The sequence below is a fragment of the Agrobacterium sp. YIC 4121 genome (assembly GCF_002008205.1).
Classification (GTDB): domain Bacteria; phylum Pseudomonadota; class Alphaproteobacteria; order Rhizobiales; family Rhizobiaceae; genus Agrobacterium; species Agrobacterium leguminum.
Map to the genome: position 1 here is coordinate 128566 of NZ_MRDI01000014.1, position 16388 is coordinate 144953.

Below are 16388 nucleotides of genomic sequence, written 5' to 3' on the forward strand. Positions count from 1 at the left end.
CACCCCGAATTATTCATCACGTACCTGAATAGAATAACCAAATCGTGTCAGGAACGTTGAATTTGAAATGGACTGACTTCAGGTGAGAGTCAAGACGATTATCCCCTTGCCGTCCGATCGTGCGCTGCCGTTTCGAGGTTACGTTTTGCTCATCGGGGCCGTGGCTGAACAAAGATGAATTTCCCTGTTGCGGACTGCGGGTGAACCGTGTATTCCCCAGCCATCGCCTCGGCGGAGTGTAGCGCAGTCTGGTAGCGCATCTGGTTTGGGACCAGAGGGTCGGGAGTTCGAATCTCTCCACTCCGACCATTTTAAAGCAAAACATCAGCTTTCCGGCGTAACTTCTTCCAAATAGCTCTGATTTATTCCGCGGACGGACCAGCCAGGGTGCTCTCTGCCGTGCCGATCGTCATGACATTGCCGCGCCATGCCACCGCGCTGCCGATCCAGCTTCGCGCCCAGACGACGGGCATGATCATGTCGCGGGCGATCATCGCCGGCAGCGTATGGAGCGATACCGGCCAGCGGTTGAGGGCTGCAAGCGCAAGTTCCGGCACGTACATGAGGGCGAGGACGGCAAAGGCGGTTGCGGCGAGGTTTACATCCATCATGACGGCGGCGGCGAGCGCGAAGAGAAGCGGGGGAAGCGCGCCGGTGAGGATTTCCGGCGCGAAATATTGCGGGAAGGTCACGCGTCGCAGCCGCGCCCAGCGGGTCTGGCGCGACCAGATCTCGCCGGCATGGCGCTGGCCGAGCGGCTGTTCGAAGGGGGCGCAGACCAGATGCACCTTGCGGCCGGCGCTTCGCACCAGCTTCGTCGAGGCGGCGTCTTCGGCGATTTCAGCGGCCAGTGCGCGAATGCCGCCATTGTCTTCCAGAAACGGCTTGTTCCACAACATCGACTTGCCCTGTGCGAAACCCATGCCGATGGCTTCCGCCGCATATTGCCAGCGGCCCTGCGAGCCATTGAGGAAGGCGCATTCCACATGCGCCCAGAAACCCGCAGGCCGGGAGCCGAGCGGCGGCGAGCAGACGAGCCCGCTTTCCTGCCGCCAGGCCGACATCATGGTCGCAATATAGGATTTCGGCATCAGCACATTGGAATCGGCCAGAATTACCCACTCATGCCGGGCGGCCCGCCAGCCCTTGACGCAATTGTTCAGTTTCGGATTGGCGCTGATGCGGTCATCGCCAATGAGCAACTGCATGGAAACCGAGGGGAAGGCGGCTTGCGCTTTGCGAACCTCCTCTATCACCGGATCGAATTCATCGGCGACGCAGAACAGCAGCTCATAATCGGGCCAGTTGAGCTCGAAGGCGCGCGACAGCGTCAGGGGCGTGAAGTTCTCCACGCCGCGCAGCGGCACCACAAGCGAGACAGGCGGCTTTTGCCGGACAAGATCGTTTTCCGCGTCCCGTCTCGTCAGTCGCCAGCCGGCCAGAACGATGCCGAGAAGATTGAAGCCGAGGAGCAGAATTGCGCAAAGGGCAAAGACAGTTTCCATGCTGGCCAGTTCCACTCCCAAGCTTTTGGCGGTCTGCGCGCCAATCGATTCCATGGAATTCGTCTCTGCCGATTATAACGTTTGCGTGACAGTTACATGTCATCATCGGCCGGTGTGCAGGCTGCGCCGTGCATGGAGGCGTCGCAGAGGCCGCGCGCAAAAGAAAAAGCCCTCCGCATGGAAGGGCCCAATCGTCATGACGGTCGATGAATTTTAGTGGACGTTCAGGATATGGGCATGACTGCTTGCGATGAGAAACGATTCCCGTGCCTTCTCGATGTCGCATCTGCCGGCGATGGCATCGAGGCAGTTCCTGCGCGCCTCTTCATATTCCGGCCCGTGTTCCTCGGGCCAACGATACATCAGCATGTCCAGCGCCACCAGCGGGCTGTAGATTTCCACCGCGACACACAGCGGCAGGTGGATCGCCACCGGCTTCATCCACGAGGCGTGGTGACACGGCTCCGTTCTGTTAATCAGCATGTCATTCTCCTCCCTGTTTTACCTGCCTTGAAGGCCTTTCACACTCCCATGCGCGAAATGCCCGCCTCACGAAATGGTTCCCGATCACCTAAAATGTGATCGATCAGGGGGTTCCAATTTTCCAAGATGAATGGAAGATGAACAAATAGATGAACCGGAGATGAACAAAACCGCCCTCAGGGCGTTGTTATGTCCATAAGAAGGAGAACGCATATGTTCAATTTGTCAGGCATTCAGGAAAGCTTCTTCGGAGACCGCATGGCCGGCGTATGCCAGGCAATCACATCGGCTCTGGCCTTCGAATCGGGTCTCGAGAAGTCACGCATTTCCGCAACCGTCGAAAATGATGTCATCTATCTGGAAGGCACGGCCGATTCGGTCGAGGCGATCGACATTGCCATCAACCTTGCCGCTTCCATTTCCAATTGCCGGATTCTGAGCCATATCGAGCCGGTCTACTGAATATTGCGCCAGCCGGGCGAAACCTCGTCCGGCTCCTTCAGACGCAATAACGCGGCAACGTCATTTCCGGTTGCCGATTTGCGCGCTGCGAACCATATCGCCCGGCTTGATGCCATAGCGCTTCGAAGTGCCGCCATTCAGTTCAAGCACAAATTTTACTGGCCCGCGGGAGCTGATGATAGCTTCCGAATGCGGAACCGCGTTTTCGTGAATATGGGTAATGCGGCCGTCGCGGCCAATAAAAAGCATGTCGAGCGGAATAAGCGTGTTCCGCATCCACATGGCGACATCACGCGGTTCACCGAAATCGAACAGCATGCCGTTTTCAGGCGGCATGCTCTTGCGGAACATCAGGCCCTGTTCGCGCTGGGCATTGTTCAGCGCCAGTTCCGCGGTGAAATCGTGGCTCTTTCCCCCGGCGGTTTCAATCTGCAGCGGTTCGGAGGTGAATGTCTGCTGTTGCTGGGCCTGCGCGGCGGCGGCGAGCGTGAAAAAAAGAAGCGCCATAACGGCGCTTTTCACCATATGGGGCAGGGCGGGCATCAATGCGACATCCCGATGGAAACCGGGTTGTCGGGGTGGATTTCCGCCGCCATCAGGCCCTTGTCGCCATCGCCGTAACGCACCAGCACCACCTGGCCGGGGCGAAGCTCCGTCAGGCCGAAACGGCGCAGGGTTTCCATATGCACGAAAATATCTTCCGTTCCTTCGCCGCGCGTCAGGAAGCCGAAACCCTTTGTGCGGTTGAACCACTTGACGATGGCGCGCTCAAGCCCGCTCGAAGGCGTTACCTGCACATGGGTGCGCACCGGCGGCAGCTGCGAGGGGTGAACGGCGGTCGACTGGTCCATGGACAGGATGCGGAAGGCCTGGAAACCGCGGTCGCGCCGCTGGATGAGGGCGACGATGCGCGTGCCTTCAAGAATTGTCTGGTAACCGTCGCGGCGCAGGCAGGAGACGTGCAGCAGCACATCCTGCGTGCCGTTGTCGGGCACGATGAAGCCGAAACCCTTGGCGACATCGAACCACTTCACGACACCGGTAATTTCGGTCAGGTCCACGGCATCGCCCGAAAGGTCCTCGACATCGACTATCGTTTTCGATGACATCCTATCAGCCATATCCTGCCAACCCCTCGATTACGCGCCATACACCGGTCAACTGATTCCTGTGCGCCAGATTAACATCTTGGTAACGGTTTCACGCAAGCCCTAGTTTTTGATTTACGCAGCTGCTTTTATGTCGCCGTCCTTGTCCGGGGCTTGCCATCATGCGTTTAACGGCTCCGGACCCGTGTAATTGAGAGGAAGAAAATGCGGTATCTGCACACAATGGTTCGCGTCAAAGACCTTGGCGAATCACTGAAATTCTATCGCGACCTGCTGGGTCTTGAGGAAATACGCCGAATCGAGAACGAAAAAGGCCGATTCACTCTCGTGTTTCTTGCGGCGCGCGACGACATTGCTGCGGCGAAGGAAAACAAGGCGCCGTGCCTCGAACTCACCTATAATTGGGATACCGAGGATTATACCGGCGGCCGCAACTTCGGTCATCTGGCTTACGAGGTCGACAATATCTACGATTTCTGCGCCCGGCTTCAGCAGAACGGCATCGTCATCAACCGGCCGCCGCGTGACGGGCACATGGCCTTCGTGCGCTCGCCGGATGGCATTTCCTTCGAAATTCTGCAGAAGGGCGAAAGCCTCGCACCAGCCGAACCGTGGATATCTATGCAGAATACCGGTTCCTGGTAGGGATTTTCCGGTGAGCAGCGGCGTTTTCGGGTGCTCTTGCCTTGTCCCAAGGGGATGAGGCATAGTCCGCGAATCAAAACGGCCAGTCCCGTTTTGGGGAAGCACACGCGCCCGTTCCCGTGCTGCTGTTGGAAATGCAAGATACGGAGGCCACCCATGACAACTGTCGAGAGCGCGAAAGGACGTCTGGTCCGTCAGCGTCTCGTCATCGCGGTTTCGCTGCTCGGGCTTTCCGGATGCGTTTCGGCAGTGACCGACGACGAGATGGCCGCCGCGACCAAAAAGCCGGAAATTTTCGCACAACAGAAGCCGCAGACCGCCGCTTCAACTGCTGCGGCCGGCGCGCAACAGGGACATTATGTGGATCCGGCCGTGGCATCGGCGGCAGGAGCGGCCGCGTCAGCCCAGCCGCAGGCATCGGGCGGCCCGGCGCAGGCTTATGGCGCCGCCCCCGATATCGGCGGATTGACGACGCAGCCAACGGCGATTTCCGCAGGAACGACAAGCATTTATTCCACCGCATCCGCAGCGCTTGTCAGTGCTGCAGGGGCGCCGGGCACGGCCGCCGCTGCGGGCGCTTCGTCCCAGAGAATCGTTCCCGCCGTCAGCAGCGTTTATTCGGCGCCGGTGCAGGCGGCGCAGCCGCAACCGGTGGCAGCGCCGGCTCAGGTCCCGCCAGCCGCACAGGCGCCGGCGGAACAGCACAGCGAAAATCGTCAGCCGGCATCCGTACCCGTGCCGCAGTCGGCATCGGAACAGCTCGCGGCCGTTACCGCGCAACCAGCCGTGGACGCCAGGGCGGCGGGCGAGGGGCAGGAAAGCGAGGGTAAGGGCGTGACGCTTGCGGCATTTTTCGCCGGTGCGGCCAAAAAGCGCCTGCCGAAAATGATTGAAAGCGGCACGGCCGGCAATACGCAGGTCGCCGCATTGCCCGGCGTTTCGGACGGGACGATGGGCATTGCCCTTTCCGGCCGCTCGATGATGTCAGACGAATTCGACGACGCCCATCTCGATGAAGAGGATGACCAGCCGACCGGCCTGATGAAGCTAGCCTCGCTCTCCGGCCTCACCCGCGTCGCCCCGAACGGGCTTTTCCTGCAGACGGACCGGGTCGAAGTCGGCTGTTTCAAGCCGGAACTGGTGCGGATGATCAAGGATGTGGAGCGCCACTATAACAGCCCGGCGATCGTCACCTCGGGCTATCGTCCGCCAAAGGGCATAAGGCAGGGTTCCAAGCACTACACCTGCGATGCCGCCGACATCCAGATCAAGGGCGTCTCCAAATGGGAGCTTGCCACCTATCTACGTTCCCTGCCGGAACGCGGTGGCGTCGGCACCTATTGCCACACCGAATCGGTCCACATGGACACGGGCGAGCCAAGAGACTGGAACTGGCGCTGCCGCCGTACTGCCGCGCGCAAGTGATATCCTGATTGGATTTGCGTGAATACTGACTGAGATTTCGGCCTGAGGAAATATCTCGAGCGATTGAAACGATTGCCCGGTCATGCCGGGGCGTTAGCGCCGAGCCGTGCCCCTTATTGCAGTGGTTGTTCTGAAACCCGGGCTTGCGGTGGATATCGTTATTTTGCGCTCGGAGACTGCGGCCGAATCTTTTCCATTACCGCCGGAGTTCGGCCACCTTCGGCGCTAACTCTTTGTGAAATATCTGAAAATTGTATTTGAAGGTGGTGAGAGCGCAGGGATTCGAACCCTGGACCTACTGATTAAAAGTCAGTTGCTCTACCGGCTGAGCTACGCTCTCCCGTGTCGGGGCTTGGCTGCCCTTCGGAAGTGCGCGGAACATATGTAGAGCGATCCGTTCGGTCAACCCAAAAAAAGCGGTTTCGACAATCAATCCGGTTTTTTTTGTCGCACCCCCGAAAAGGTGATTGGAGAGAGGGGGCGGCTGGGGATAAAACCGGCTTCAGACATGTCGGCCGGACGGGTGAAATCCTTTTGCAGCAATGACATGCAAGAAAATGAAGCGTGAAGTGCCGGCGAAGCTCGAGAATCGCGGCGGCTTTGCGGAATGCGGAGTTCTTTCTTGTCGATTGCCGATATTTCCCTGTTCAGCGCGCTTCTGGCCGGCGCTCTTTCGTTTCTGTCGCCCTGCGTTCTGCCGCTGGTGCCGCCTTATCTCTGTTATATGGCGGGTGTTTCGGTCGAGCAGTTCAGGACGGAAGATACCGCGCCGCGACCGGAGATTCGCAGGGCCGTGCTGTTTTCGGCCTTCTTCTTCACGCTCGGTTTCGCCACGGTCTTCGTGGCGCTGGGGGCCGGCGCCTCGACGATCGGTACGCTTCTGCGCCAGAATCTCGATATTCTCGCCAAGATCGGCGGTTTCATCATCATTCTGATGGGTCTGAATTTCCTCGGCGTGTTTCGCATTGGCCTGTTTTCGCGCGAGGCGCGGTTTCAGGGGGCGGGCAAGCCTGCCACGCTTTCCGGGGCCTATGTCATGGGTCTTGCCTTCGCCTTCGGCTGGACGCCCTGCATTGGCCCGGTTCTGGGGGCTATTCTCGGCGTCGCCGCCGCGCGCGATACGGTTGGCGACGGTGCGGCGCTGCTTGCGGTCTATTCCCTCGGCCTTGCGGTGCCGTTCTGGATCGCGGCGGCGTTTTCCGGCTCCTTCATGCGTTTTCTCGTCCGCTTCCGCCGCCATCTCGGCCTCGTGGAAAAGCTGCTCGGCGTATTGCTGGTGCTGACCGGTCTCGCTTTCATGTCCGGTTTTATCACCAATGTGGCGATCTGGTTCCAGGAGACCTTTCCGATCCTGATGCAAATCGGCTAAGCCTCCCGCTGGAGTTGCTTGCGGGGGAAACATAGTGACGGATATCGTCGGATTGCTGTTACCGTTTTTCGGCCTGATCTTCATCGGCTACGGGGCGGCGCGCATCACGAAGCAGCCCGTCGAGGCGATGGGCTGGCTGAACACTTTCATCATCTATGCGGCGCTTCCGGCGCTGTTTTTCAAGCTGGTGTCGAAAACGCCGGTGGAAGAACTGGCGCGGATGGATTTCGTCGCGGCCAGTCTCGCCTGCACCTATGGCATTTTCTTGGCTGTGTTCCTGATCGGCCGGTTCGTGCGGAAAAACAGCCTTGCCGAAACCACGATCCAGAGTTTCGCGGCAAGCTACGGCAATATAGGTTATATGGGGCCGGGGCTTGCGCTTCTGGCGCTTGGCGAAAGGGCGGCGGTGCCGGTGGCGCTGATCGTCTGTCTGGAAAATGCCGCCCATTTCATCGTCGCGCCGGCGATGATGGCGGTTGCGGGCGGTGACAAGCGCTCTCCGGCAAGGCTTGCGCTGGATGTGGCGCGCAAGGTCATCACCCATCCCTTCATCGTCTCCGTCATCGCCGGCTTTCTCGCCGCGTCGCTGTCATGGCAGCCGCCGGAGGCGGTGCAGCGGCTGGTGGATTATCTGGCGCAATCGGCGGCGCCCTGCGCATTGTTTGCCATGGGCGTGACGCTGGCGCTTCGGCCGATGAAACGGGTGCCGGTGGAAATCAGCTATATCGTGCCGGCAAAGCTGATCCTGCATCCGCTCGCCGCTTATCTCGTGCTCTCGTCGCTCGGGCGGTTCGAGCCGGTGTGGATCTATTCGGCCGTTCTTTTGGCCGCGCTGCCGACCGCGACGAATGTTTTCGTCATCGGCCAGCAATATCACGTCTGGCAGGAGCGGGCGTCGGCAACGATCCTGATTTCGACGGTGCTTTCGGTCCTCACGCTGACCGGCGTGGTGTATTTCATCCAGCCTTTTTGAAGCTGCCGAACAGCAGCGAGGGCAGGGCCTTCAGCCCACGGCCCGGTTCGATGCCCTCGCGCATGACCATGCTTCTAAGCGTGCCGATGCCGGAAAGCACGTGCAGGCCCGCCGCGCGCGCCATCTGAACCGGCAGGAGGTCGGAAAGCAGAGAGCGGTTCAGAAGATCGACGCTCAGCGTGCGGCTATAGACATCCGCCCGCCGCCTGCGGTCGAAGCTACTGCCGGCATCGGCCGCAACCGGCCGGTCGGAGACGGCGCTCAGCAATTCCGTCAGTGCGATGATGTCGCGCAGGCTGAGGTTCAGCCCCTGCGCGCCGATGGGCGGAAAACCATGTGCGGCCTCGCCGATCAGGGCGACGCGGCCCTTACCGAAGCGGTGTGCGGTCATGGAAGAGAGCGGCCATGCCTGCACGCTGTCCTCGACGGTGACGGCTCCCAGCATGGACTGCATTCGCTCCTCGACCCGGAGGCTGAGCGCTTCCAGCGGCAGCGCCGTCAATTCCTCCGCCTGTTGCGGGGTGACGACCCAGACGAGGCTGGAGCGGTTGCCGGGCAGGGGAACCTGGGTGAAAGGGCCGGTGGGGGTGTGGAATTCCGTCGAGACATTGCCATGCGACCGGCTATGGCCGAAGTTCAAAACAATGGCCGTCTGCGGATAGGACCAGGATTTGACGCCGATGCCGGCAGCATCCCGCACCATGGATTTGCGGCCATCCGCGCCGATGACGAAATCGGCGGAGAGCGTTTCGCCATTTGCAAGCGTCACCGTCACGCGGTCGTTGCCAATGTCGATTGTCTCGGCGGTGGCATCGAGGCGGGTAATATTGTGTTCCTGTTCGACCGCTTCGCTCAGAACGCCGAGCAGCGCCTCGTTGGGGATGTTCCAGCCGAAGGCGTCCAGCCCGATTTCGGACGAACGGAACTGCACGGTGGGTGCACGCAGCAGGCGGTCGGTGCCGTCGATGATCTGCATGGTGGAAAAGCGTGCGGCTGACGGCGCGATGCGCGACCACAGGCCGAGACGGTCCATGAAGCGGATGGACTGGTCCATCAGCGCCGTGGTGCGCTGGTCCTTCCTGTCGCTGGAAGGTGCAACGAGCGCCACGTGGCGGCCCGCCCGCGCCAGCGCGATGGCCGCGATCTGGCCCGCAAGTCCCGCACCGGTGATGGCGATATCGAAGTGTCTCATGGTCCTGATCCGTTGTTATTTCCAAAGCATCATAAAGGCTTTGGTCGGGTAAATCCACTTCGGTCCCGGAACATCCGGTTGTGAAGATTCGTTGGTTGTGCCGCGATATTAGTCTTAGGATAAGCGGATTGAGCCGGTTGCAAAGCGTGGTGAATGGCCGCATACCGGAATGAACAGGCGGATGAAAAAACGGGGCACAGACGCTGACTATGAAAATTTTCAACTATAAGCGTGTTCCCTACGCGGAAATCCGCGCCTTTTCCGTCCATATGCTCACGGCCTCCGGCTCGTTCCTGGCTTTTCTCGGCGTGGTCGCCGCAGCCGAACACCGTTTCGTTGACATGTTCTGGTGGCTGGGGCTTGCGCTTCTGGTGGATGGCATCGACGGTCCCATCGCCCGCAAGGTCAGGGTGAAGGAAGTGCTGCCCAACTGGTCTGGCGATACGCTCGATAATATCATCGACTATGTTACCTATGTGCTGCTGCCCGCCTTTGCGCTTTATCAGAAGGGCATGATCGGCGAGCCGCTGTCCTTCGTGGCCGCCGGCATGATCGTCGTGTCGAGCGCCATTTATTATGCCGACATGGGCATGAAGACGGACGAATATTTCTTCTCCGGCTTTCCGGTAGTGTGGAACATGGTGGTGTTCACCCTGTTTGTCATGGACGCCAGCGCCACCACGGCGATGATTGTCGTTACCGTTTCGGTGTTTTTGACATTCCTGCCGATCAACTTCCTGCATCCAGTGCGGGTGAAGCGATTGCGGCCGCTCAATCTCGCCGTGGTCTTCATCTGGTGCGCGCTTGGCGGTTATTCGCTGCTGATGCATTTCGAAACCCCGACCTGGGCCGTGATCGGCTTTGTGGCGAGCGGCATCTATCTTTATTGCATCGGTGGAATATTGCAGTTTTTCCCCTCGCTCGGCGCGAAATGAGAAAAGGGTAAAGCCGTTTATTGCTTGTGCAAATTGCATTTAAGCGGCTTCTTTTTCAGTTGTGCGCAGCAGCAAAACCGTTATCAATAAGTTCTGATCGCGTATCATTGCATACTTTTTGGCGCGGGATTGGGAACAATGACCGCAACCGTTTGAAACGCCTCGAAGAAGGCATGACGGTTGGTGAGAGAGGGAACTCGTGACTGGAACTTTGGCGCCGGAGGCCGTGCCTCTCCTGTCCGTTCGCAAGCTGACCAAGCTGTTCGGCAATTTCGCCGCCTGCAACGGCATCGATCTCGATATTGCGCCGGGCGAAATCCACGCGCTTCTGGGTGAAAACGGCGCGGGCAAATCCACGCTCGTCAAGATGCTGTTCGGCGTTCTCGCCCCGACCGAGGGCAATATTATCTGGCAGGGCCAGCCGGTTTCCGTAGGCTCACCCAGCGAGGCCCGCAGGCTCGGTATCGGCATGGTGTTCCAGCATTTTTCGCTGTTCGAGGCGCTGACGGTCGCTGAAAACATCGCCCTGTCGCTCGATCCGAAAATTTCATTGAAGGAAATCGCCGGGCAAGCGGAAAAGCTGTCGCGCGCCTATGGTCTGCCGCTCGATCCCAATGCGCATGTGGCCGATCTTTCGGTCGGCGAGCGCCAGCGCATCGAAATCGTCCGAGCGCTTCTACAGAATCCGCGCCTGATCATTCTTGACGAGCCGACCTCGGTGCTGACGCCGCAGGAGGCCGACAAGCTGTTCGAGACGCTGGAGAAGCTGAAAGCCGAAGGCCGTTCCGTACTTTATATCAGCCATCGTCTCGAAGAGGTGCAGCGCATCTGCGACCGTGCGACCGTTCTGCGTCACGGCAAGGTGACGGGGGCCTGCGATCCGCGCAGGGAAACGCCGGCATCGTTGGCGCGCATGATGGTGGGCAGCGATGTCGCAAGCGTTTCGCGGGCCACGGGCGAGGCGCTGGGTGCGCCGCAGATCGAGGTCATGGGGCTTTCGGTCGCGCCGCGCACGCCTTTTGCCGTGGCGTTGAAATCGATTTCCATGACCGTACGCGCCGGCGAGGTGCTGGCGATTGCCGGCGTTGCCGGAAACGGGCAGGGCGAGCTGTTCGATGCGCTTTCGGGCGAATATCCGGTCTATAATAACGATGCGATCCATCTGCGCGGCAAGCCGGTCGGCCGTATTGGCATCAATGGCCGCCGGCTGATGGGCGCGGGTTTTGTGCCGGAAGAGCGCCATGGCCACGCCGCCGTTCCCGGCATGAGCCTTTCCGACAATCTGTTGCTGGCGCGGGCGCGCTCCGACCGCAAGGCGTTTCTGACCGGCGGTTTCCTGCGCATCGTGCGTGGCTCAGTCATTAAGGCGGCGGCGCGGCGTATTTCGGAAACCATGGATGTGCGCAAGAGTGGGGCAGACCCGCTGGCCGGGTCGCTATCCGGCGGCAACCTGCAGAAATTCATCGTCGGGCGCGAGCTTGACCGCCAGCCTGCCGTGCTGGTGGTCAATCAGCCGACGTGGGGCGTGGATGCGGGTGCGGCAAGCCGCATTCGCCAGGCGCTTGTCGATCTTGCCAAAGCGGGTTCGGCCGTCATCGTCATCAGCCAGGATCTCGATGAAATATTCGAAGTCGCCACCAATATCGCGGTCATTTCCGACGGCAAGCTCTCCGATGCCCATCCGGTGGAAGAGATGACGCTTGAAAAGATCGGCCTTTTGATGGGCGGCATTCACACGTCACATTCGGGAGCCGCCCAGCATGCGCATTGAGCTTGAAAAACGCGCGGGGGTTTCGAAGCTTTTCACCCTGCTTTCTCCGCTTCTGGCGCTCACGCTGACGCTGCTTGTCGGCGCCGTCATGTTCGCCATGCTCGGCAAAAATCCGGCTCACGCGCTTTACGCCTTTTTCGTCGAGCCGCTGCTGGAAGTCTGGTCGCTGCACGAGCTGGCGATCAAGGCCGCGCCGCTGATCCTGATCGGAGTCGGCCTGTCGATCTGTTATCGCTCCAATAACTGGAATATTGGCGCGGAGGGGCAGTTCACCATCGGCGCGATCACCGGCTCCATCCTGCCGGTGCTTTATCCGGACTGGCATTCGCCGCTGCTTTTGCCTTTGATGCTGGTGATGGGCGCCGTGGGCGGCGCGCTTTATGCCGGTATTCCCGCACTTTTGAAGACGAAGTTCAACACCAACGAAATCCTCGTCAGCCTGATGCTGGTCTATGTCGCGCAGCTTTTCCTCGACTGGCTGACACGCGGCATCTGGCGCGATCCGGGCGGTTACAACTTCCCGCAGACCAAGCCGTTCAACGACAGCGCCGTTCTGCCGGAAATGCTGGCATCGGGCCGTGCGCATTGGGGTTTCGTTTTCGCCATCGTCGCGGCCATCGCGCTGTGGTTCATGATGCGCTACATGCTGAAGGGCTTCGAGGTCACCGTGCTCGGCCAGTCGGCGCGGGCAGGGCGCTTCGCCGGTTTTTCCTCCAGCCGCATGGTGTGGTTTTCGCTGCTGCTCTCCGGTGCGCTGGCGGGGCTTGCGGGCATATCGGAGGCTTCCGGTTCCATTGGCCATCTCCAGCCCAGCATTTCGCCGGGTTACGGCTTTACCGCCATCATCGTCGCCTTTCTCGGCCGTCTCAATCCGCTCGGCATCATCCTTTCCGGGCTGGTGCTGGCGCTGACCTATCTCGGCGGCGAGGCGGCGCAGCTTTCGATTGGTGTCTCCGACAAGGTGACGCGCGTGTTTCAGGGGCTGATGCTGTTCTTCGTGCTGTCCTGCGATACGCTGATCTTCTATCGCATCAGGGTCGTCTTTTCCGGCAAGGCGCATCGTAAAGAAGGAGCGGCATGATGGATATGCTTCAGGCCATTCTCCTCACCGTCATCACCGCCGCCACGCCGCTCGTTATCGCCGCTTCCGGCGAGCTGGTGACGGAGCGCTCCGGTGTCCTCAATCTCGGTGTCGAGGGCATGATGATCATGGGTGCGGTCTGTGCTTTCGCGGCCGCGCATATGACCGGATCTCCCTATCTCGGCATTCTCGCCGGCATTGCCTCGGGTGCGGTTTTCTCGCTGCTCTTCGGTTTCCTGACGCTGACGCTCGTTACCAATCAGGTGGCGACGGGCCTTGCGCTCACCATTCTCGGCCTCGGCGTCTCGGGCATGCTGGGTGAAAGTTTCGTCGGCCTGCCGGGTGTGAAACTGCAGCCCATCGTCTTTCCGCTGCTATCGGACATTCCCTTCTTCGGTCCGTTGCTGTTCCGGCAGGATTTGATCTTCTACCTCTCCATCGCGCTTGTCGCCGGCATTGGCTGGTTTCTGTTCAAGAGCCGCACGGGCCTCAAAATCCGCGCCATCGGCGACAGTCACGCTTCGGCCCATGCGCTCGGCATCAATGTCATCCGCACCCGTTATCTCGCCGTCATGTTCGGCGGCGCCTGTGCCGGGCTTGCCGGGGCGCAGCTGTCGCTGGTCTATACGCCGCAATGGGTGGAAAACATGTCGGCCGGGCGCGGGTGGATTGCGCTGGCGCTCGTCGTCTTCGCCTCCTGGCGCCCATGGCGGGTGCTGGCGGGCGGCTATCTGTTCGGCGCCGTCACCATCGGCCAATTGCACGCGCAGGCCTTCGGCATCGGGGTGCCATCGCAACTGCTTTCGGCACTACCTTACCTTGCAACTATTGTCGTGCTGGTCATCATCTCGCATAATCGCCGCACGACCTTGATCAACACGCCGGCCTCGCTTGGCAAATCCTTCGTGCCGGACAGGTGAAGCATTCTCACGTCTCCAAACCAACAGGGGTAAAAATGAAAAAACTGGTCATCGCACTCGCCGCTTCGGTTGCGGCTCTCGGCGGCGTCGTTTCCTCGGCGGAAGCCGCCGACGCCAAGAAGGTCTGCTTCATCTATGTCGGTTCAAAGACCGATGGCGGCTGGACGCAGGCGCATGATATCGGCCGTCAGGAACTGCAGGCGCATTTCGGCGACAAGATCGAAACGCCTTTCCTCGAAAGCGTTCCGGAAGGTCCGGATGCCGAACGCGCCATCGAGCGCATGGCCCGTTCGGGCTGCGAACTGGTGTTCACCACCTCCTTCGGCTTCATGGATGCGACCGTGAAGGTCGCCCAGAAGTTCCCCAAGGTGAAGTTCGAACACGCCACCGGCTTCAAGACCGCCGAAAACGTCGCGACCTACAATTCGCGCTTCTATGAAGGTCGCTACATTCAGGGCCAGATCGCCGCGAAGATGTCGCAGAAGGGTCTCGCCGGCTACATCGCCTCCTTCCCGATCCCGGAAGTGGTGATGGGCATCGACGCCTTCGTGCTCGGTGCGCAGTCCGTCAATCCCGACTTCAAGGTGAAGGTCGTCTGGGCCAACACCTGGTTCGACCCCGGCAAGGAAGCCGATGCCGCCAAGGCGCTGATCGACCAGGGCGTCGACATTCTGACCCAGCACACCGACACCACTGCGCCGATGCAGGTTGCGGCAGAACGCGGCATCAAGGCCTTCGGTCAGGCTTCCGACATGATCGCGGCCGGTCCGAAGACGCAGCTTACCGCCATCAAGGACACCTGGGGCGCCTATTACATCAAGCGCACGCAGGCTCTTCTCGATGGTACCTGGAAGTCCGAATCCGTCTGGGACGGCCTGAAGGACGGCATCCTGACAATGGCGCCCTATACCAACATGCCTGACGACGTGAAGAAGATGGCCGAGGATACCGAAGCCAAGATCAAGTCGGGCGAGCTGCACCCCTTCACCGGCCCGGTGAAGAAGCAGGACGGTTCGGAATGGCTGAAGGCGGGTGAAAAGGCCGAGGACGGCGTTCTGCTCGGCCTCAACTTCTACGTCGCGGGCGTGGACGACAAGCTGCCGCAATAACGGGATTTGCTGGCACTTTTGGCTTGCAGTTTGCGTCGCATCCGCACTTCGTCACCCCGGACTTGATCCGGGGTCCAGTGCGATCAAGTCCTTGATCGCGAAAGACTCATTTCTCACGGCGCAGACGCGCCGTGGCTGGATGCCGGATCTAGTCCGGCATGACGGAGGAGAGATTTGACGCCTGTTATCACAATTGAGGCCGCGCATGAAATTCATGTGCGGCCTTTGTTATTTTCATATGTTTTACGCCGTGGACGAAGTTTGCCTTTGCTTTTCAGGCGACTTGATGTTTTTCACTATATTCTGACTTGAGATATACACGTCTGGCGCGATTTTTTAAGATCGCCAACCGAACGGAAGGACATGGCACTTGCAGCGCGGAATGCTCGATGCGGCTATCGGTTTTCGAAAGCTGCAGACAAATCATGCACAGGTCGTTCACAAGCTCGGTCTCGATATCGTGTCCGGCACCTTCAAGACGGGTGATATCCTGCCGGGCGATGCCGAGCTGATGGAGCGGCTGAAAGTATCACGCACAGTGCTGCGCGAAGCGATGAAGACGCTGACCGCCAAGGGCATGATTTCCCCCAAGGCGCGTATCGGCACCCGGGTGACGGAGCGCGAAAGCTGGAACATGTTCGACAGCGAAGTGCTGCTCTGGCATTTCGAGGCGGGCGTCAGCGACGAGTTTCTGCTGCATCTTTACGATATCCGTCAGGCCTTCGAGCCATATGGTGCGGGGCTTGCCGCGACGCGGGCAAAGGACGCGGATATCGCCAAGCTCGCCGCTTATGCCAACGAGATGGGCAATACGGCCTATTCAAAGGAAAAGCGCGCGCTTGCGGATATGAATTTCCATGTCCTCATCACCGAAATGTCCGGCAATCCGTTCATGCGCACCGTCGGTTCGCTGATAAAGGCGGCTCTGGTGGGTATTTTCCGGATGAGCAACCCGGAAACCGATCCCAATGAGATTTCCGACGTCTCCGCCTCCCACCTGCGGCTCGTGGAGGCGTTTCGCCTGCGCGATGAGGCCGCAGCGCGCCGCGAGATGGAAAGGCTGATCGAAAACGGCCGCCAGCAGGTGCTGGAATTCACTGCCCGTAACCCCCGGCGATAAATCAGACCGCGGGAGCGGGATGCGATCCCGTGCCAATCACGTTTGATGAAAATCGGTGCGGAAATTTGGTGCAGATTTGCATGGTTTCTTAAGTGGGCCGCCGTTATAGCAATTCCGGAATGAAATTACCGATGCGCCCGTTCGTTTTGCCGGACGGCGTGAAGTCAAACATATGCCGCCGTCCTGGCCGCCCTGCGGTCGGTGACTGGGTGTTGGAGGTCTTATGGAGCGCAGCTCTCTAGCCGTTATTCTCGCAGCGGGCGACAGCACGCGCATGAAATCGTCGAAA

The 16388-nt window shown here is 59.9% G+C and carries 16 protein-coding genes and 2 tRNA genes; 12 read left to right on the forward strand and 6 right to left on the reverse strand.

Going from position 1 to position 16388, the window contains the following annotated elements:
- Positions 1-232: 232 nt before the first annotated feature.
- A tRNA-Pro gene (locus tag BTE54_RS13735) sits at positions 233-309 on the forward strand.
- A gap of 53 nt (positions 310-362) precedes the next feature.
- Here the strand turns inward: BTE54_RS13735 and BTE54_RS13740 are convergent.
- Positions 363-1505: a ceramide glucosyltransferase gene (locus BTE54_RS13740; protein WP_078052799.1), complete on the reverse strand. Its 1143-nt coding sequence runs from the start codon at positions 1503-1505 to the stop codon at positions 363-365.
- A 213-nt stretch (positions 1506-1718) separates the two neighbouring features.
- Positions 1719-1988 (reverse strand): DUF982 domain-containing protein, encoded by a 270-nt coding sequence (locus BTE54_RS13750; protein WP_003522644.1) that lies wholly within the window; start codon positions 1986-1988, stop codon positions 1719-1721.
- Between the two features lie 213 nt (positions 1989-2201).
- Here BTE54_RS13750 and BTE54_RS13755 point away from each other — a divergent pair, with 213 nt between their 5' ends.
- Positions 2202-2450, forward strand: coding sequence for a BON domain-containing protein (locus tag BTE54_RS13755; protein ID WP_003522642.1), 249 nt, complete (start codon positions 2202-2204; stop codon positions 2448-2450).
- A gap of 60 nt (positions 2451-2510) precedes the next feature.
- Here BTE54_RS13755 and BTE54_RS13760 read toward each other — a convergent pair whose 3' ends face one another.
- Complete coding sequence (locus BTE54_RS13760) at positions 2511-2993, reverse strand: DUF192 domain-containing protein (protein WP_198939144.1); 483 nt, start codon at positions 2991-2993, stop codon at positions 2511-2513.
- A complete protein-coding gene (locus BTE54_RS13765; RefSeq protein WP_004442353.1) occupies positions 2993-3571 on the reverse strand; it encodes a cold-shock protein in 579 nt (192 codons plus the stop codon). Before BTE54_RS13765 ends, BTE54_RS13760 begins: the two co-directional genes overlap by 1 nt.
- A 192-nt stretch (positions 3572-3763) precedes the next feature.
- On the opposite strand from BTE54_RS13765, the gene BTE54_RS13770 reads away from it, so the two are divergent.
- Positions 3764-4204, forward strand: coding sequence for a VOC family protein (locus BTE54_RS13770; RefSeq protein WP_078052802.1), 441 nt, complete (start codon positions 3764-3766; stop codon positions 4202-4204).
- A gap of 156 nt (positions 4205-4360) precedes the next feature.
- Positions 4361-5629, forward strand: a complete 1269-nt coding sequence (locus BTE54_RS13775; protein ID WP_198939145.1) for a YcbK family protein — start codon at positions 4361-4363, stop codon at positions 5627-5629.
- Positions 5630-5893: 264 nt separating this feature from the next.
- Here BTE54_RS13775 and BTE54_RS13780 read toward each other — a convergent pair.
- Positions 5894-5969, reverse strand: a tRNA-Lys gene (locus BTE54_RS13780).
- Positions 5970-6251: 282 nt separating this feature from the next.
- On the opposite strand from BTE54_RS13780, the gene BTE54_RS13785 reads away from it, so the two are divergent.
- Together BTE54_RS13785 and BTE54_RS13790 are read left to right on the forward strand one after the other, a co-directional pair.
- The gene (locus BTE54_RS13785; RefSeq protein ID WP_003523449.1) at positions 6252-6998 is read left to right on the forward strand and encodes a cytochrome c biogenesis CcdA family protein; all 747 of its coding nucleotides are present in this window, start codon (positions 6252-6254) and stop codon (positions 6996-6998) included.
- 34 nt (positions 6999-7032) lie between these two features.
- Complete coding sequence (locus BTE54_RS13790; RefSeq protein ID WP_078052804.1) at positions 7033-7971, forward strand: AEC family transporter; 939 nt, start codon at positions 7033-7035, stop codon at positions 7969-7971.
- Here BTE54_RS13790 and BTE54_RS13795 read toward each other — a convergent pair.
- Positions 7955-9163: a UbiH/UbiF family hydroxylase gene (locus BTE54_RS13795; RefSeq protein ID WP_078052805.1), complete on the reverse strand. Its 1209-nt coding sequence runs from the start codon at positions 9161-9163 to the stop codon at positions 7955-7957. The two genes, BTE54_RS13790 and BTE54_RS13795, sit on opposite strands and share 17 nt — an antisense overlap.
- Before the next feature lie 209 nt (positions 9164-9372).
- Here BTE54_RS13795 and pcsA point away from each other — a divergent pair, with 209 nt between their 5' ends.
- From pcsA to BTE54_RS13825, 6 genes are all read left to right on the forward strand, one after another.
- Positions 9373-10098, forward strand: a complete 726-nt coding sequence (pcsA, locus tag BTE54_RS13800; protein ID WP_035263562.1) for a phosphatidylcholine synthase — start codon at positions 9373-9375, stop codon at positions 10096-10098.
- 211 nt (positions 10099-10309) lie between these two features.
- Positions 10310-11869, forward strand: a complete 1560-nt coding sequence (locus BTE54_RS13805; protein WP_198939147.1) for an ABC transporter ATP-binding protein — start codon at positions 10310-10312, stop codon at positions 11867-11869.
- Positions 11859-12950, forward strand: coding sequence for an ABC transporter permease (locus BTE54_RS13810; protein ID WP_003523441.1), 1092 nt, complete (start codon positions 11859-11861; stop codon positions 12948-12950). Before BTE54_RS13805 ends, BTE54_RS13810 begins: the two co-directional genes overlap by 11 nt.
- On the forward strand, positions 12950-13870 hold the full coding sequence (locus tag BTE54_RS13815; RefSeq protein ID WP_170985897.1) for an ABC transporter permease: 921 nt from the start codon (positions 12950-12952) through the stop codon (positions 13868-13870). The genes BTE54_RS13810 and BTE54_RS13815 overlap by 1 nt, the downstream gene beginning before the upstream one ends.
- Positions 13871-13905: 35 nt before the next feature.
- Positions 13906-14979: a BMP family ABC transporter substrate-binding protein gene (locus BTE54_RS13820; protein WP_003523439.1), complete on the forward strand. Its 1074-nt coding sequence runs from the start codon at positions 13906-13908 to the stop codon at positions 14977-14979.
- Positions 14980-15361: 382 nt separating this feature from the next.
- On the forward strand, positions 15362-16099 hold the full coding sequence (locus BTE54_RS13825; protein WP_065655172.1) for a FadR/GntR family transcriptional regulator: 738 nt from the start codon (positions 15362-15364) through the stop codon (positions 16097-16099).
- Positions 16100-16388: the final 289 nt, after the last annotated feature.

What these genes read in the sequence shown, in the direction of transcription:
- BTE54_RS13750 (WP_003522644.1), bottom strand. Translation starts at nt 1,988, where the DNA reads ATGCTGATTAACAGAACGGAGCCGTGTCACCACGCCTCGTGGATGAAG.
- BTE54_RS13815 (WP_170985897.1), top strand. Translation starts at nt 12,950, where the DNA reads ATGGATATGCTTCAGGCCATTCTCCTCACCGTCATCACCGCCGCCACG.
- BTE54_RS13820 (WP_003523439.1), top strand. Translation starts at nt 13,906, where the DNA reads ATGAAAAAACTGGTCATCGCACTCGCCGCTTCGGTTGCGGCTCTCGGC.
- BTE54_RS13740 (WP_078052799.1), bottom strand. Translation starts at nt 1,505, where the DNA reads ATGGAAACTGTCTTTGCCCTTTGCGCAATTCTGCTCCTCGGCTTCAAT.
- BTE54_RS13825 (WP_065655172.1), top strand. Translation starts at nt 15,362, where the DNA reads ATGCTCGATGCGGCTATCGGTTTTCGAAAGCTGCAGACAAATCATGCA.
- BTE54_RS13810 (WP_003523441.1), top strand. Translation starts at nt 11,859, where the DNA reads ATGCGCATTGAGCTTGAAAAACGCGCGGGGGTTTCGAAGCTTTTCACC.
- BTE54_RS13770 (WP_078052802.1), top strand. Translation starts at nt 3,764, where the DNA reads ATGCGGTATCTGCACACAATGGTTCGCGTCAAAGACCTTGGCGAATCA.
- BTE54_RS13775 (WP_198939145.1), top strand. Translation starts at nt 4,361, where the DNA reads ATGACAACTGTCGAGAGCGCGAAAGGACGTCTGGTCCGTCAGCGTCTC.
- BTE54_RS13765 (WP_004442353.1), bottom strand. Translation starts at nt 3,571, where the DNA reads ATGGCTGATAGGATGTCATCGAAAACGATAGTCGATGTCGAGGACCTT.
- BTE54_RS13795 (WP_078052805.1), bottom strand. Translation starts at nt 9,163, where the DNA reads ATGAGACACTTCGATATCGCCATCACCGGTGCGGGACTTGCGGGCCAG.
- BTE54_RS13760 (WP_198939144.1), bottom strand. Translation starts at nt 2,993, where the DNA reads ATGCCCGCCCTGCCCCATATGGTGAAAAGCGCCGTTATGGCGCTTCTT.
- BTE54_RS13755 (WP_003522642.1), top strand. Translation starts at nt 2,202, where the DNA reads ATGTTCAATTTGTCAGGCATTCAGGAAAGCTTCTTCGGAGACCGCATG.
- pcsA (WP_035263562.1), top strand. Translation starts at nt 9,373, where the DNA reads ATGAAAATTTTCAACTATAAGCGTGTTCCCTACGCGGAAATCCGCGCC.